We start from the raw sequence: 13,879 nt of genomic DNA on the forward strand, positions 1-13,879 counted from the left end.
GGCCATGAGCGGTTTTCAGACCAATAACAAGGTGATCAGCTGGCTGGACGAGCGGCTGCCCATCTTCTCGATGATGCAGCACTCTGCCATCGAATACCCCACTCCGCGCAACCTGAACTACTGGTGGAATTTCGGCTCGTTGGCCGCGTTCGTGCTGGTGGTCATGCTGCTGACCGGGATTTTCCTGGTCATGAACTATTCGTCGCACACCTCGCTGGCCTTCGACTCGGTCGAACGCATCATGCGCGATGTGAATTACGGCTGGTTGATCCGGTATCTGCACATGAATGGCGCCTCGATGTTCTTCATCTTGGTGTACATCCACATGTTCCGGAACCTCTATTACGGTTCGTACAAGGCCCCGCGCGAAGTGCTGTGGTGGGTTGGCATCATCATCTATCTGGCGATGATGGCGACCGGCTTCCTCGGCTATGTGCTGCCGTGGGGACAGATGTCCTTCTGGGGCGCGACCGTCATCACCAACCTGTTCTCGGCCTTCCCGGTCGTCGGCCAGTCCATCGTCACCCTGCTGTGGGGCGGCTTCTCGGTCGATAACCCGACCCTGAACCGGTTCTTCTCGCTGCATTACCTGTTGCCGTTCGTCATCGTCGGCCTGGTGGTGGTGCACGTCTGGGCCCTGCACACGGTGCGTTCCAACAACCCGTTGGGCGTGGAAATGAAGGGCGAAGCGGATTCCATCCCCTTCCACCCCTACTACACCATCAAGGACCTGTTCGGCATCGGCCTGTTCCTGATGTTCTTCCTGGCCTTCGTGTTCTGGGCGCCGAACTTCTTCGGTGAACCCGACAACTACATCCCGGCCAACCCGATGGTGACGCCCCCGCATATCGTCCCCGAATGGTACTATCTGCCGTTCTATGCGATCTTGCGTTCGTTCACCATGGACCTGTGGATCATTCCGGCCAAGCTGCAGGGCGTTGTCGCCATGTTCGCCGCCATCCTGATCCTGTTCTTCCTGCCCTGGCTGGACACGTCCAAGGTTCGCTCCGCCAAGTTCCGGCCGATCTATCGCCAGTTCTTCTGGTTGTTCCTGGTCGATTGCTTGGTGCTGGGATATGTGGGCGGCAAGCCGGCCGAAGAACCGCTGGTGACCATCGGTCAGTTGGGCACCGCTTATTACTTCGCCCATTTCCTGATCATTATGCCGTTGCTGGGCAAGCTCGAGAAGCCCAAGCCCTTGCCGGCCAGCATCAGCGCCGCCGTGCTGAAGGAGAAGGCATAATGCGTAAGCTCATCCTTTCTGCCGTCACGGCCGCTGGCCTGTTCGCTTCCTCTGGCGTAGCCCTGGCCAATACCGGCGGCGAGCCCCTGATGAAGCCCGGCTTCTCGTGGGAAGGTTTTTTCGGTCGCTATGACCAAGCCCAATTGAAGCGCGGTTTCGAAGTCTTCAATCAGGTTTGTTCGAATTGCCATGGTCTGCGTCTGGTTGCCTATCGCAACCTGAGTGCGGTCGGCCTCACCGCCGAAGAGATCAAGGAAGTGGCCGCCGCCCGCGAAATCGCCGATGTGCCCAATGACGAGGGCGTCATCAGCATGCGTGCCGGTCGTCCCGCCGACAAATATATCGGCCCCTTCCCCAACGACAAGGCGGCTGCCGCCGCCAACGGCGGCGCCTTGCCGCCGGACCTGTCGCTGATGGCTAAGGCCCGTGTCGGTGGTCCGAACTATATCTACAGCCTGATGCAGGGCTTCCTCGACGAAGCGCCGCATGGCGTGGTTCTTCCCGACGGCAAGTCCTACAACAAGTACTTCCCCGGCAACGCCATCGGCATGCCGCCCCAATTGTTCGATGATCTGGTCACCTATGCCGATGGCACCAAGGCCAGCCCTCAACAAATGGCCGCGGACATTTCCGCGTTCCTCAACTGGGCGGCCGAGCCCGAGTTGAACGAGCGTAAGTCGCTGGGCCTCAAGGTCATGATCTTCCTGGCGGTGTTCACCGCCATGCTGTACGCGCTCAAGCGTCAGATCTGGAAGAACATTCACTAAATCAGACGTCTCTGCCGGATCGGCCCGCTCCGGCAGACCATGAATGAATTGGCCGCCATCCTTGCGATGGCGGCCTTTTTATTGCCCCCTCACACCAAATCCCGCTGAGTGGAACTCATCGGGATTTGGCCAGGCCCAAGGGGCTGCGCGGCTTATGCCGCGGGGATCGGTTGCGATCGCAGGGATAGGGTATCAGTCCAGTTGGCCGGGCATGTTGCGCCAGCTCACCGTTTCCGGCCGAAACCGGCGGATCGACAAGCCGGCGAGGAATTCCTTGTATTCGTCCAGCGAATCATAGGGGCCATGCACGCCCTTCATCGCCTGCCACTCCGGCCCCGCCCCGTAATCAATGATGTAGATCTTGCCGTCCATCTGAAACCCGATGACCCAGTGATTGGCCGGGCCATTGGAGTTATTGATGAACACGTAGCGGGGATTGTATTCGGAATTGATGCTTCTGAGCGCTTCCAGGGCGAATTCGGCCGCATCGGTGCAATAGCCTGATTTATGCACGAACGTCGTGGCCGCGCCATGGGCGAGCAATCCTTCCGGTCCCTGGCTACGCAACCGCTCAAGCACGGCCTTTTGTCGCCCCTGATCGAAGATGAAATTGCCGTCCAACCAGGACGCCACATCCTTATACGATGTCCATTGCGCCACCGTTGCAGCGTAATCGGCATTTTGCCCCCAGGCTGGCGGTCCATCAAGACCGGCCACCAAAAGCGCGGCGATAACCATCATTTGTGTCCGACGCGGCATGAGTGGAACTCCATGAAAGGAATCACGACATATCCGCCCATTCTATGAGAAAAGGCGGCCCACTTGCGATGACCGCTTTTTTGTTCTAAGCCAGAGCACCTATTGTTCAAAGGGGCAGAGCATGACCAAACCCGTTCTCGGCATCATCGGCGGTTCCGGCGTCTACGACATTGACGGCCTGACCAAAACCGAATGGCGGCACGTCGACAGCCCCTTTGGCGCCGCCTCGGACGCGTTGCTGTTCGGCGAATTGGACGGCCAGCAATTGGTGTTCCTGCCCCGCCACGGTCGCGGCCATCGCATCCCCCCGTCGGAGCTGAATTATCGCGCCAATATCGACGCGATGAAGCGGGCCGGCGTCAGCGAAATCGTCTCGGTGTCGGCGGTTGGGTCGCTGAAAGAAGAACTGCCGCCCGGCACCTTCGTCATCGTCGATCAGTTCATCGACCGCACCTTTGCCCGCACCAAATCGTTCTTTGAAACCGGGTTGGTCGCCCATGTCTCCATGGCGCATCCGGTGTGCGGACGCCTTGGCGACATCATCGAAACGGCAGCCCAGGAATCAGGCATCGTCGCCGTGCGCGGCGGCACCTATCTGGTGATGGAAGGGCCGCAATTTTCGACCCAGGCGGAAAGCAATCTGTACCGCCAATGGGGCTGTGACGTCATCGGCATGACCAACATGCCGGAAGCCAAATTGGCCCGCGAGGCCGAGATGTGCTACGCCACCGTCGCCATGGTCACCGATTACGATTGCTGGCACCCCGATCACGACGCGGTGACGGTGGAGCAGGTGGTCAAGGTGCTGCTGGAAAACGCCGACCGTGCCCGCGCCCTGGTCAAAGCCATCGTGCCCCATATCGGCCACCGCCAGGACACCTGCGCCAAGGGCTGTCACACCGCTTTGGAGCACGCCATCATCACCCACAAGGACAAGATTGACCCCATGGTGGCAGGCAAGCTTGACGCCGTCGCCGGACGCTTGCTCAAGCGCTGATCAAATGTCGGTGTCGTCGCCATCGGTTTGCTGGCGGATCTGCGCGCGCGTGGCGCTGAGGATCTGTTCCAGCGCCCGTTCGCTGCACTCCACATTCGCTTCGCAGCCGCGCCGGGTCGCGCAGAGCAATATTTGATGCAGACCGTCCAGGTCATCGGCTTGACCGCGACCAAGAACCCAACCGCAATGGGGGCGTTGCGTGTTCATTTCCCCCTCCGCAAGAAAAGGCGCCAGCCCCGATGGAGCGCGCCGAATATGAATTTATTCTATACCCGGATATTATTTGCAGGTAAGGGCGGCAAAGGGATATGCACCGTTCGAACCATTCTTGCGATCTTTAGGGTGATCGGACGCATTGCGTCTCCGGCTCAGCTTTCGTAAGGTTTGCCCCGCCTCAGCTTTGGAACCGACCGTCATGAAGATCAACGGCACCCCGACTCGCACCATCTGGCTGGCCGCTGATGGCTGGGCGGTGGAAATCATCGATCAAACCCGCCTGCCGCATGAATTGGTGACCACACGGCTGGAAAGTCTGGCCGACGCCGCCCATGCCATCAAAGCCATGCTGGTGCGCGGCGCCCCGTTGATCGGCGCCACCGCCGCCTATGGCATGGCGCTGGCGGCACGGGCCAATTCGTCCGATCTGGCGTTGACCGTGGCCTATAATATCCTGCACGCGACCCGCCCCACCGCCATCAACCTGAAATGGGCGCTGAACGAAATGATCCAGGCTTTGGGCACGGTAGCCGAGGCCGATCGCGTCGCCACCGCTTACGCCCGCGCCGCCGAAATCGCCGACGAAGACGTCGCCATCAATTCCGCCATCGGGGACAACGGCGCCACACTGATCCAAGCCGCCTGGGAACAGGCCCAAGCCCGCGGCGCCGATAGCGTCAACGTGCTGACCCATTGCAATGCCGGCTGGCTGGCCACCGTCGATTGGGGGACCGCCATCGCCCCCATCTACAAGGCGCATGATGCCGGCATCCCGGTTCATGTGTGGGTGGACGAAACCCGGCCGCGCAACCAAGGCGCCAGCTTGACCGCGCGCGAACTGAATTGGCACGGCGTGCCGCACACGGTGATCGCCGACAATACCGGCGGCCATCTGATGCAGCATGGTCTGGTCGATTTGTGCATCGTCGGCACCGACCGCACCACCCGCCAGGGCGATGTTTGCAACAAAATCGGCACCTATCTCAAGGCGTTGGCGGCCAAGGACAATAACGTGCCGTTCTATGTCGCCCTGCCCAGCCCGACCATCGACTGGAGCGTCGCCGACGGGGTCGCCGAAATTCCCATCGAGGAACGCGATCCCACGGAACAGACCCATATGACCGGCAAGACCGAGGATGGGCATATCGTCACCGTCCAAGTCACCCCCGATGGCAGTCCCGCCGGGAATTGGGGCTTTGACGTCACCCCGGCCCGTCTGGTCAGCGGTCTGATCACCGAACGCGGCGTGTGCGCGGCCAGCCCGGACGGATTGCTGGCGATGTTTCCGGAAAGGGCCGTCTGAGGCATGAGCATCATCGTCGATGCCGTCCGCCTGCTGGCGGCACGCGGCCTCAACCAAGGGGCCTCGGGCAATATCTCCATGCGCCTTGGCGACGGCTTCATCATCACCCCCTCGGGGGTGTCGGCCGAGACCCTGGTCGCCGATCAACTGGTGGCCATGGATATGGAGGGACACTGGTCCGGCAGTTGGAAGCCATCGAGCGAATGGCGTTTCCATCGCGATCTCTATGCCGCCCATCCCGAAACCCAGGCCGTGGTTCATTGCCACTCGCCCGCCGCCACCGCCTTGGCTGTCTTGGGCAAGCCCCTGCCGGCCTTCCATTACATGGTCGCCATCGCCGGCGGCGCCGACGTGCGCTGCGCCCCCTATGCCACTTTCGGCAGCCAAGCCCTGTCCGATGGCGCCTTGGCGGCATTGAGCGACCGCAAGGCCTGTCTGCTGGCCCATCACGGCATGATCAGCATGGGCCGCGATCTCGCCCAGGCGGTGGATATCGCCGTGGAAGTGGAATTTCTGGCCGATTTGTATCTGCGCCTGCTGCCGCTGGGCGAGCCGCCGCGCCTGCCGGCGGCGGAAATGGCGGTGGTGCTGGAAAAGTTCAAATCCTATGGCGCCAACGCCCAAAACGATTGAAACCGTCCCGGCTATAGCGGCAACCGCACCCGTGCCCGCAAGCCGCCCAGCGGGCTATCTTCCAACAACACCTCGCCGCCATGGCCGCGCACGATGTCGCGGGCGATGGTCAAGCCCAGCCCGACGCCGCCTGTCGCCAGATTGCGCGACCGTTCCAGCCGGAAAAACGGCTTGAAGACCTGTTCGCGGCTTTCAGGCGGAATGCCGGGACCATCGTCGTCGATGATCACTTCCGCCGCATCGGGCCGCCGCCCCACCCGCACCCAGACATGCCCGCCATAGCGATAGGCATTGCCGATCAGATTGGACAGCACCCGCGCCATGGCCTTGGGCTTGAGGGGCATAACCAGCGTGTCTTCCACGTGCAGATCCATCTCTCGCCCTTCACGCCGATAGCGGCCGACCACCTCTTCGACCAAGCCGGCCAGATCGGTGGGCGCCGATGCCTCGCCGCCTTCGCCGCGGACGAAAGCCAGATAGCCTTCGACCATCTGCTCCATCTCGGCCACGTCTTCCTCTAACTCGGCCCGCCCATCGACCTCGCCGAACATGGCCAGTTGCAGCTTCATCCGGGTCAAAGGCGTGCGCAGATCGTGCGAGACACCGGCCAGCATCTCGGTGCGCTGGCGCATCTGCCGCTTGATGCGATCTTGCATCAGCTTGAAAGCCTGTGCCGCTTGGCGGACTTCGACCGCGCCCTCGGGCTTGAAATTGGGGACGTCGCGGCCCTTGCCGAAACTGTCGGCGGCGGCGGCCAGTTTGCGCACGCTGCGCACCTGATTGCGCATGAACACGGTGGCGATCCCCAACAACAGCAGCGAGGTCCCCACCATCCACAAGACGAAGATGTAGGTGGTGGAACTGAACAGACGCTTGCGCGGCACGAAGACTTCCAGCAGGCCGTCGGACAATTGCACCCGCACCGCCACCTCCCGTTCAAACGAGGCGGCGTCGATCAGAAAGGGCCGTTGCACGCGGTCCCGCAACGCTTCGAACAGCGCCCGCTCCATGATGCCGCGCGGCGGTGGCGGCGACGTGTTGGGTAAAATCCCCCCCACATCAAGCCGCATGTCCAGATCCATCTTGCTGGCGGCCATCCCCAGAATGCGCAACCGATTGTCCGGTCCGGGAAAGCTGCGCAAGGATTCGATCACCATGCCGATATCCCCGGCCAAACCGCCGGATAAACGGCGCGCCACCGTATCCCAATGACTGGCGTAGAAAATATAGGTGGAAACCAATTGCACCACGATCAGCGGGGTAACGATGATCAGCAATGATCGCCCCAGCAATCCTTGCGGCAAGATGCGCTTGAACCAACGTTCGGCTTGCGGCGGCATATCAGTCGGGCCTCAGCATGTAACCCTGGCCGCGCACGGTTTGCAGATAACGCGGCAGACGCGAATCGTCTTCCAGCTTCTTGCGCAGCCGGGTGACCTGAACATCGATGGCGCGGGGATTGGCGCCATTGCCGGTGCGATTGGCCAAGTCATCGCGGCTGACCGCTTGCCCGGCGGCCTCGGCCAGGATGCCCAGCAACTCACGCTCGGCGGTGGTCAGGTGCACAACCTCGTCGCCTTGCCGTAACTCCGCCCGCGCCATGTCCCAAACGCAAGCACCCAAGCCCAGCAGCTTGGCCCCTCCCAGGTCGATCTTGGGAGATCGACGCAAAATCGAGGCGATGCGCAGCAGCAATTCGCGCGGCTCGAACGGTTTGGTCAGATAATCGTCAGCACCGGATTCCAAACCGCCGATACGGTCTTCGATTTCGCCCATGGCGGTCAGCAACAAGATTGGAATCGCGCCCGATTGACGCAGATGACGGGTCAAGGACAGGCCATCCTCGCCCGGCATCATCACATCCAGCACGATCAAATCGGCTTCGACCATGGCCAGCTTGGCCCGCGCCTCGGCCGCATCGGCGGCGGTGCTGACCAGATAGCCGTTGTCGGACAGGTATTTGCGCAGCAATTGCCGCAGCCTGTCATCGTCATCGACCACCAGGATATGCGGCATCTCGTCCATGACATCCGTCCTTTAGCGCCAGCCCGGACCGCGCAGGGGAAAGCGCGCCCGGTCGGCTTCGTCGATCAACCCCAGCATCACCTTGCGAAAACCCTCGACCGCTTCCGCGCCGGCGTCACGATAGGCGCCGGCGAAACGGGCGCGCTGACGCTCGGTCAATTGGCGTTCCAACGCGGTGCCCTTTTCCGTCAGTTCCAGCAAACGCTGGCGGCGGTCTTGAAGACCGGGGCGCTGGGTGATGAACCCTTCCTCCACCAATTGCCCCAGCACGCGAGACAGGGATTGCTTGGTGATGCGCAAGATGGTCAACAAGTCCGACACCGTCATGCCGGGATTGCGGCCGACAAAATAGATGACCCGGTGATGCGCCCGGCCAAACCCATATTCCGCCAGGATGGCGTCGGGTTCGGCGGTGAAATCACGATAGGCGAAAAACAGCAACTCAATGCCCTGGCGCAATTCCTCTTCGCGCAGGAACAACGGATTGGTTGGGGTCTTTACGTCAGTCATGTTGACATATATCCATCAAAATGTTACGTCTTGCAAGAGAGAAGAGTAATTATCTGACGTTAAACCCCTTTCGGACGGAATATCATGGCTGGTGTCATCCCCTTCGACGATCGTGACGGCTTCATCTGGTTCGACGGCAAACTGATCCCCTGGCGCGACGCCAAGGTCCACGTGCTGACCCATGGTCTGCACTATGGATCATCGGTGTTCGAAGGCGAGCGCGTTTACGGCGGCACGGTGTTCAAGTTGGCCGAGCATTCGGAGCGATTGGTGCGCTCGGGCGAGATCTTGGGCATGACGGTGCCCTATAGCGCCGACGAGATCAACGCCGCCACCAACGAAACCATCAAGGCCAACAACATCGTTGACGGCTATGTCCGTCCGATCGCCTGGCGCGGATCCGAAATGATGGGCGTCGCGGCGCAAGCCAACCGCATCCATCTGGCCATCGCCTGCTGGGTGTGGCCCAGCTATTGGTCGCCGGAAGCGCGCATGCGCGGCATCCGCCTCAACATCAGCGACTGGCGTCGTCCCCACCCGCAAACCGCCCCGACCGCATCCAAGGCCGCCGGCTTGTACATGATCTGCACCATGAGCAAGCATAAGGCCGAAGCCGCCGGTTACGAGGATTCGCTGATGCTGGATTACCGCGGCCAAGTGGCCGAGGCCACCGGCGCCAACATCTTTTTCGTCTTCGACGGCGAATTGCACACCCCCACCCCCGATTGCTTCCTCGACGGCATCACCCGGCGCACGGTCATCGACATCGCCAAGAAACGCGGACTGAAAGTTGTAGAGCGCGCGATCATGCCGGAAGAGTTGAGTAAGGCGAGTGAATGCTTCCTGACAGGAACCGCAGCGGAAGTCACACCTGTGCGTGAAATCGGCCCCTATTCATTCACTCCCGGTGAAATCAGCAAGGCGCTTATTAGCGATTACGATACTTTAGTTCGTTCGTAATCATTCCAAAGTATCAAAGAAATTGTGCATTTCGTGAAAGGCCGGTGTTTGCAACGCCGGCCTTTCATAATACTCTTAGCCAGGGGATTTAAAATCCGCGCCCGCCGGTACGGGGTTTTGTATCGGTTGCGCCTGAACAGGTGATATTGCGTGAAAGCCTGGCGGAACCTTCGGCTGTCCAGCCGTTTTATGATCATCGTCGGCGTCGGCGTGATCGTCTTGGTCCTGAGCGTCGTGATGGTTATCGGCCGCTTTGAACGGGCCGAGATGGAACATCAGTTGCAGCGCCTTTCGGCCAACGAGATGACCTCGTTGCATGCGCTGATTCTCAATGTCATGGCCAAGCGGCTGGAAGATGGCGACAACATCGGCATCCAGGTGTTCAATAACTGGTTCGACAGCCGCAATGTTCATTATCCCGGCAAGGTCTGGAGCGCCTGGGGCGAAAAGGTCGTCGCCCACATGGCCGAGGTCGAGCCCGACCGCAAACCGAAATTGCCCATGGACGACGTCGACCGCGAGGCCTTTGCCTCCAAGCAGGCCGTCGGCCGCTTCATCGATGGCGCCTATCGTTATGCCTATCCGATCATCCTGGGCGTCACCGATGGCGCCGACCAGGAAGTCTGTTTCGCCTGCCACGGCGCCATGGGCATGGAAAAAGGCGACGTCATCGCCGTTTTGTCGTCGTCGCTGTCCACCACCGAATCCGAAGCCAAGCTCAACCGCATCCTTATCTTTCTCGCCGTCGGCGGCGTTATCGCCACCATCGTCGCCGTGCTGGGCGTGCGCTGGAGCCTGAAAAGCATCATCACCACCCCCATTCATGACATGACCGAACGCATGGGGGCCTTGACCCGGGGGGACACCTCCATCGAATTGCCCGCGTTGGATCGCGGCGACGAGGTCGGCGACATTGCCCGCGCGGTCCAGGTTTTCAAGGACAACACCATCGCCAAACAGGCGATGGAGCAAGAGGCCCGCCAGGCAGCGGCGGCACGCGAAGCCCGCATGCGCCGCCTGGAAGAACTGATCCATGGATTCGAGACCGCGGTCGCCGCCGTCTTGAACACGGTGACGCAATCGGCCGAACAGATGGGACATACGGCGCGGCGCATGGTCTCTTCCGCCGACACGGCGTCGGAACGGGCCAAATCGGTGGCGCTGCATGCCAACGACGCCAACCAGAATGTGCGCATGGTCGCCGAAGCGGCCGAGGAATTGTCCAATTCCATCAGCGAAATCGCCCAGCAAGTGGCCATGTCCAACGATGTCGCCGCCAACGCCACCACCGAGGCCAAGGGGGTCAATTCCCGCGTCAACGGTTTGGCCGTCGCCGCCGACAAGATCGGTCAGATCATCGAAATGATCACCGGCATTGCCGAACAGACCAATCTGCTGGCGCTGAACGCCACGGTGGAAGCGGCCCGCGCCGGCGATGCCGGCAAGGGCTTTGCCGTGGTTGCCTCCGAGGTCAAGAATCTGGCCCGCCAGACCGTGCGGGCCACCGAGGACATCTCGACCCAGGTCTCGACCATTCAAAAGGAAACCCATCAGACCGTCGGCGCCATCCAGGGCATCGGCACCACCATTTCCTCCATGGACGGCATCACCACCGCCATCGCCGCCGCCATCGAGGAACAGGGCGCCGCCACCCAGGAAATCGCCCGCAACATCGACCATGCCGCCAGCGGCACCAATCAGGTCTACGAGAACATCGCCGAAGTCAGCCGCACCATCCACGAAACCGACGAGGCGGCCAAGGAAGTGCTGCTGGCCGTCGAGGCCCTGCAAGGTCAAGCCTCGACCCTGCGGCACGAAGTCGCCGGCTTCCTCGCCAGTATCCGCGAGGTTTAGGCGTTTTCCCGAACACCTTGCACCGGGCGGCCTGGGCAACCACGCCGCCCGTTGTCGTCTTGGCCGCCGTTTTCAAGAGTGGACGCCGACGGCAAAACGGTTTAAGTGGCATAGCGATACCGATTCACCGCCCATTCGGGCGGGGTCTTTGCCACCACCTTCGGGGAGGCCCGAAACCGTTGCGTGATCATTTGCTGCATATGGCCGAAGCAGACCGCCGGCTGCGCCAGCAACTGGCGCTGTCGGGCGAGTTGTTCGCCGGCTATCATCCGGACATGCGCGTCTTGCATGAAACCAACGCCCGTGAATTGGAACTGGCCGTCGATGACGAAGGCTGGCCCAGCAACGCGGAAATCGGCGAAGACGGCACCGAGGCCGCTTTCCTGATCGCCCTGCATGCCATTTCGCGGCCATCCTTCCAGCGCCGTTGCCTGACCTTGATGAAATCGGCGGCCAATCGCGGCGATATTCCCGCCCGTCACCCGGCCATTCTGGAAGACCGCATCCGCGCCTTCGAAGGCCGGCCGCAACTTTACGGCACCCAATTGGATTGGGATGATGACGGCCATCTGATTCCGCTGCCCATCGAAAACGAAGAAGCCGTTGACAGCCGCCGCGCCAAGGTCGGTTTGCCGCCCTTGGCCGCCACCGTGGCTGAAACCGAGGCGAAAGCCCGGCGTGAAGGCGAACATCCGCCGGCCGAGTGGCTGCACCGCCAACAGGCCATGGCCGATTTCGCCCACGAAATCGGCTGGCGTTAACGCCGCAAACTGCCGGGGGTGACCCCCAATATCCGACGGAATTGCCGGTTCATGTGGCTTTGGTCGGCGAAACCGCATTGTGCCGCCACATCCGCCAAGGCCGCGCCGGCAAGGATGCGGTCTTTGGCCTGACGCACCCGGGCTTGGATCTGCCAGGCATGGGGCGGCAGGCCAAAGGCCTGGCGAAACGCCCGCAAGAAGGTGAAGGCGGGCATCCCCGCCACCACGGCCAACTCCTCCAGCCGGACGGGATCTTCCAGGTGCTCCAGCAACATCTCGCGCGCCGCCAACAGCCCCGCCCCTGGGGCGCCATTGCGCAACGGCCGCGCCCGCACGCCACCGTGGCGGCTGAGCATGGCGGCCAAAATGGCGCTCAAGAGCGATTGGCGCACCAGGGCCGGAGCGCCGGCATCCTCGGCCGCGAACAGACGCGCGACCAAGGCGAAAGCCGCATCGTCATGGACGGTTCCAGGCAAGAGCGGCAAATCGCCGCCATCGCGACCGCACAGTTCCGCCTGAATCGCCGCCACCTGACCGACCTGGGGATAAAGGCAACGATAACTCAGCCCCTCGGCCGTCGGCACGTCGCCGCCGTGAATCTCGTCCACGGTCACCGTGCATAAGGTGCCGGCGGTGGCGGCGTGAACCATGCCGCGATAGGCGAAACGGTTCACCCCCCGCAGCACGATGCCAACGGCATAGGTGTCGTGATAATGGCGCGGGCAATCCTGACGGATGAAATCGGCATCAAGCAATTCCATCCCGCCCAGATCGGCCGACGCCCACATGCGGGTGCGCTGTCGCCTCATTCGCCCAGTTTAGCCAGCCGCCGCCGCCGCCGTCTTGAACGTTCTTGCCGTCCATCGCGTCCAAGACCGGAAAAGGCGGGACGGACATGCTGGGGTCATGTCTCGTCATTCCCCCCTCTTCGCCGCCCTGTTGCTGTCGGCCGGCATGATCGCCGCCGGCAGCGTCGTCGTCGCCGCCAAACTGACGGCCCTGGCATTGCCGCCATTCACCGCCGCCGCCCTGCGTTATGCCTTGGCCGCCGCCATTTTGCTGCCTTGGGCGTGGCGACGGCACGGCATACCGCGCCTGGACCGGCACGATGCGGTGATTTTGCTCTGTCAGGCCGCGCTCGGCTCGCTTGGTTTTAGCGTGCTGCTGCTGCTCGGTTTGCGCCACGGCGACGCCGCCTCGGCCAGCGTCGCCGCCGGAACCTTGCCCTTGCTGGTCCTGGCCGGCAGCTGCCTTGGTCAAAGGCGCCTGCCCACCCCCAGGCTGGCCCTTGCTTCGGCTTTGGCCGGCCTGGGGGTGGTCGCGGCCAGTCATGGCGGGCCGGTCGATCCGCTGATCTTCGCCGCCATCGCCTGCGAGGCCGCCTTCGTCAGCCTTGATCGCCTGATGCGCCAGCCGCCCCCGCCCTTGACCCTGTCCGCCCTGTTGTGCTTGGGCGGGTTGCTTTTGACCTTGCCCGCCGCCCTGGCCGAGGCATGGACGCCGCAATCCTGGCCGCTATCGGCCTGGCTGGCCCTGTCGTGGCACGGTCTGGTCGGCACCGTGCTGGGCTTTTTATGCTGGTACGGCGGGACCGCCCGTTTGGGCGCCGGCCGCGCCGCCCCCTTCACCGCTTTGTTTCCCATCACCGGAATCGCCGCAGCGCCGCTGGTGCTGGACAGCCCTTTCGCTCTGACAACCGGGCTGGGCGGCGGATTAGTGGTCGCCGGCATTTTACTGGCGGCGTGGCCAAGCAAGAGCACGGCCGTGGCCCCGGCGGCGGAAAGCGTGTAGAATCGCCGCCGCGTCCCATCGGGATGTCACGGATTTACGCCTTTTCAGGAACCTTTTCCG

General features: G+C 62.2%; 15 protein-coding genes. 9 read left to right on the forward strand and 6 right to left on the reverse strand.

Features of this window, described 5'->3' with window-relative positions:
• The first annotated feature begins 4 nt into the window (after window positions 1–4).
• Together KEC16_RS14820 and KEC16_RS14825 are read left to right on the forward strand one after the other, a co-directional pair.
• Complete coding sequence (locus KEC16_RS14820; protein WP_211550308.1) at window positions 5–1,243, forward strand: cytochrome b; 1,239 nt, start codon at window positions 5–7, stop codon at window positions 1,241–1,243.
• On the forward strand, window positions 1,243–2,010 hold the full coding sequence (locus tag KEC16_RS14825) for a cytochrome c1 (RefSeq protein WP_211550310.1): 768 nt from the start codon (window positions 1,243–1,245) through the stop codon (window positions 2,008–2,010). Before KEC16_RS14820 ends, KEC16_RS14825 begins: the two co-directional genes overlap by 1 nt.
• A 192-nt stretch (window positions 2,011–2,202) precedes the next feature.
• On the opposite strand, the gene KEC16_RS14830 is transcribed toward KEC16_RS14825, so the two are convergent.
• A complete protein-coding gene (locus KEC16_RS14830; RefSeq protein WP_211550312.1) occupies window positions 2,203–2,769 on the reverse strand; it encodes a transglutaminase-like domain-containing protein in 567 nt (188 codons plus the stop codon).
• A gap of 121 nt (window positions 2,770–2,890) precedes the next feature.
• On the opposite strand from KEC16_RS14830, the gene KEC16_RS14835 reads away from it, so the two are divergent.
• Window positions 2,891–3,766 carry an S-methyl-5'-thioadenosine phosphorylase gene (locus KEC16_RS14835; protein ID WP_211550314.1) on the forward strand — a complete coding sequence of 292 codons (876 nt, stop codon included), beginning with the start codon at window positions 2,891–2,893 and terminating at the stop codon, window positions 3,764–3,766.
• Here KEC16_RS14835 and KEC16_RS14840 read toward each other — a convergent pair whose 3' ends face one another.
• Window positions 3,767–3,973 carry a hypothetical protein gene (locus tag KEC16_RS14840; RefSeq protein ID WP_211550316.1) on the reverse strand — a complete coding sequence of 69 codons (207 nt, stop codon included), beginning with the start codon at window positions 3,971–3,973 and terminating at the stop codon, window positions 3,767–3,769.
• A gap of 208 nt (window positions 3,974–4,181) precedes the next feature.
• On the opposite strand from KEC16_RS14840, the gene mtnA reads away from it, so the two are divergent.
• On the forward strand, window positions 4,182–5,285 hold the full coding sequence (gene mtnA, locus KEC16_RS14845) for an S-methyl-5-thioribose-1-phosphate isomerase (RefSeq protein WP_211550318.1): 1,104 nt from the start codon (window positions 4,182–4,184) through the stop codon (window positions 5,283–5,285).
• A gap of 3 nt (window positions 5,286–5,288) precedes the next feature.
• A complete protein-coding gene (locus tag KEC16_RS14850) occupies window positions 5,289–5,918 on the forward strand; it encodes a class II aldolase/adducin family protein (RefSeq protein ID WP_211550320.1) in 630 nt (209 codons plus the stop codon).
• Window positions 5,919–5,929: 11 nt separating this feature from the next.
• On the opposite strand, the gene KEC16_RS14855 is transcribed toward KEC16_RS14850, so the two are convergent.
• From KEC16_RS14855 to KEC16_RS14865, 3 genes are read right to left on the reverse strand one after another with little or no spacing between them, the layout of a single operon-like run.
• The gene (locus KEC16_RS14855; RefSeq protein WP_211550322.1) at window positions 5,930–7,258 is read right to left on the reverse strand and encodes an ATP-binding protein; all 1,329 of its coding nucleotides are present in this window, start codon (window positions 7,256–7,258) and stop codon (window positions 5,930–5,932) included.
• A 1-nt stretch (window position 7,259) separates the two neighbouring features.
• A complete protein-coding gene (locus tag KEC16_RS14860; protein ID WP_211550324.1) occupies window positions 7,260–7,943 on the reverse strand; it encodes a response regulator in 684 nt (227 codons plus the stop codon).
• A 12-nt stretch (window positions 7,944–7,955) separates the two neighbouring features.
• Window positions 7,956–8,453, reverse strand: coding sequence for a MarR family winged helix-turn-helix transcriptional regulator (locus KEC16_RS14865; protein WP_211550326.1), 498 nt, complete (start codon window positions 8,451–8,453; stop codon window positions 7,956–7,958).
• Between the two features lie 84 nt (window positions 8,454–8,537).
• Between KEC16_RS14865 and KEC16_RS14870 the strand changes: the two genes are divergently transcribed.
• The 3 genes from KEC16_RS14870 to KEC16_RS14880 all read left to right on the forward strand — a co-directional run bounded on the left by KEC16_RS14870 (window position 8,538) and on the right by KEC16_RS14880 (window position 12,028).
• A complete protein-coding gene (locus tag KEC16_RS14870; protein WP_211550328.1) occupies window positions 8,538–9,413 on the forward strand; it encodes a branched-chain amino acid aminotransferase in 876 nt (291 codons plus the stop codon).
• 150 nt (window positions 9,414–9,563) lie between these two features.
• On the forward strand, window positions 9,564–11,267 hold the full coding sequence (locus KEC16_RS14875; protein ID WP_346344097.1) for a methyl-accepting chemotaxis protein: 1,704 nt from the start codon (window positions 9,564–9,566) through the stop codon (window positions 11,265–11,267).
• A gap of 179 nt (window positions 11,268–11,446) precedes the next feature.
• On the forward strand, window positions 11,447–12,028 hold the full coding sequence (locus KEC16_RS14880) for a DUF6624 domain-containing protein (RefSeq protein WP_249209217.1): 582 nt from the start codon (window positions 11,447–11,449) through the stop codon (window positions 12,026–12,028).
• Here the strand turns inward: KEC16_RS14880 and KEC16_RS14885 are convergent.
• Window positions 12,025–12,837: an AraC family transcriptional regulator gene (locus KEC16_RS14885; protein WP_211550330.1), complete on the reverse strand. Its 813-nt coding sequence runs from the start codon at window positions 12,835–12,837 to the stop codon at window positions 12,025–12,027. The two genes, KEC16_RS14880 and KEC16_RS14885, sit on opposite strands and share 4 nt — an antisense overlap.
• Window positions 12,838–12,934: 97 nt before the next feature.
• Between KEC16_RS14885 and KEC16_RS14890 the strand changes: the two genes are divergently transcribed.
• Window positions 12,935–13,819, forward strand: coding sequence for a DMT family transporter (locus KEC16_RS14890; protein ID WP_211550332.1), 885 nt, complete (start codon window positions 12,935–12,937; stop codon window positions 13,817–13,819).
• The last annotated feature ends 60 nt before the right edge of the window (window positions 13,820–13,879 follow it).

Source organism: Magnetospirillum sulfuroxidans, assembly GCF_018224925.1.
GTDB lineage: Bacteria > Pseudomonadota > Alphaproteobacteria > Rhodospirillales > Magnetospirillaceae > Magnetospirillum > Magnetospirillum sulfuroxidans.

Coding starts and splice junctions, on each gene's coding strand:
- KEC16_RS14825 (WP_211550310.1), top strand. CDS start 1,243: ATGCGTAAGCTCATCCTTTCTGCCGTCACGGCCGCTGGCCTGTTCGCT.
- KEC16_RS14820 (WP_211550308.1), top strand. CDS start 5: ATGAGCGGTTTTCAGACCAATAACAAGGTGATCAGCTGGCTGGACGAG.
- mtnA (WP_211550318.1), top strand. CDS start 4,182: ATGAAGATCAACGGCACCCCGACTCGCACCATCTGGCTGGCCGCTGAT.
- KEC16_RS14850 (WP_211550320.1), top strand. CDS start 5,289: ATGAGCATCATCGTCGATGCCGTCCGCCTGCTGGCGGCACGCGGCCTC.
- KEC16_RS14860 (WP_211550324.1), bottom strand. CDS start 7,943: ATGGACGAGATGCCGCATATCCTGGTGGTCGATGACGATGACAGGCTG.
- KEC16_RS14890 (WP_211550332.1), top strand. CDS start 12,935: ATGTCTCGTCATTCCCCCCTCTTCGCCGCCCTGTTGCTGTCGGCCGGC.
- KEC16_RS14835 (WP_211550314.1), top strand. CDS start 2,891: ATGACCAAACCCGTTCTCGGCATCATCGGCGGTTCCGGCGTCTACGAC.
- KEC16_RS14870 (WP_211550328.1), top strand. CDS start 8,538: ATGGCTGGTGTCATCCCCTTCGACGATCGTGACGGCTTCATCTGGTTC.
- KEC16_RS14840 (WP_211550316.1), bottom strand. CDS start 3,973: ATGAACACGCAACGCCCCCATTGCGGTTGGGTTCTTGGTCGCGGTCAA.
- KEC16_RS14885 (WP_211550330.1), bottom strand. CDS start 12,837: ATGAGGCGACAGCGCACCCGCATGTGGGCGTCGGCCGATCTGGGCGGG.
- KEC16_RS14855 (WP_211550322.1), bottom strand. CDS start 7,258: ATGCCGCCGCAAGCCGAACGTTGGTTCAAGCGCATCTTGCCGCAAGGA.
- KEC16_RS14830 (WP_211550312.1), bottom strand. CDS start 2,769: ATGCCGCGTCGGACACAAATGATGGTTATCGCCGCGCTTTTGGTGGCC.
- KEC16_RS14865 (WP_211550326.1), bottom strand. CDS start 8,453: ATGACTGACGTAAAGACCCCAACCAATCCGTTGTTCCTGCGCGAAGAG.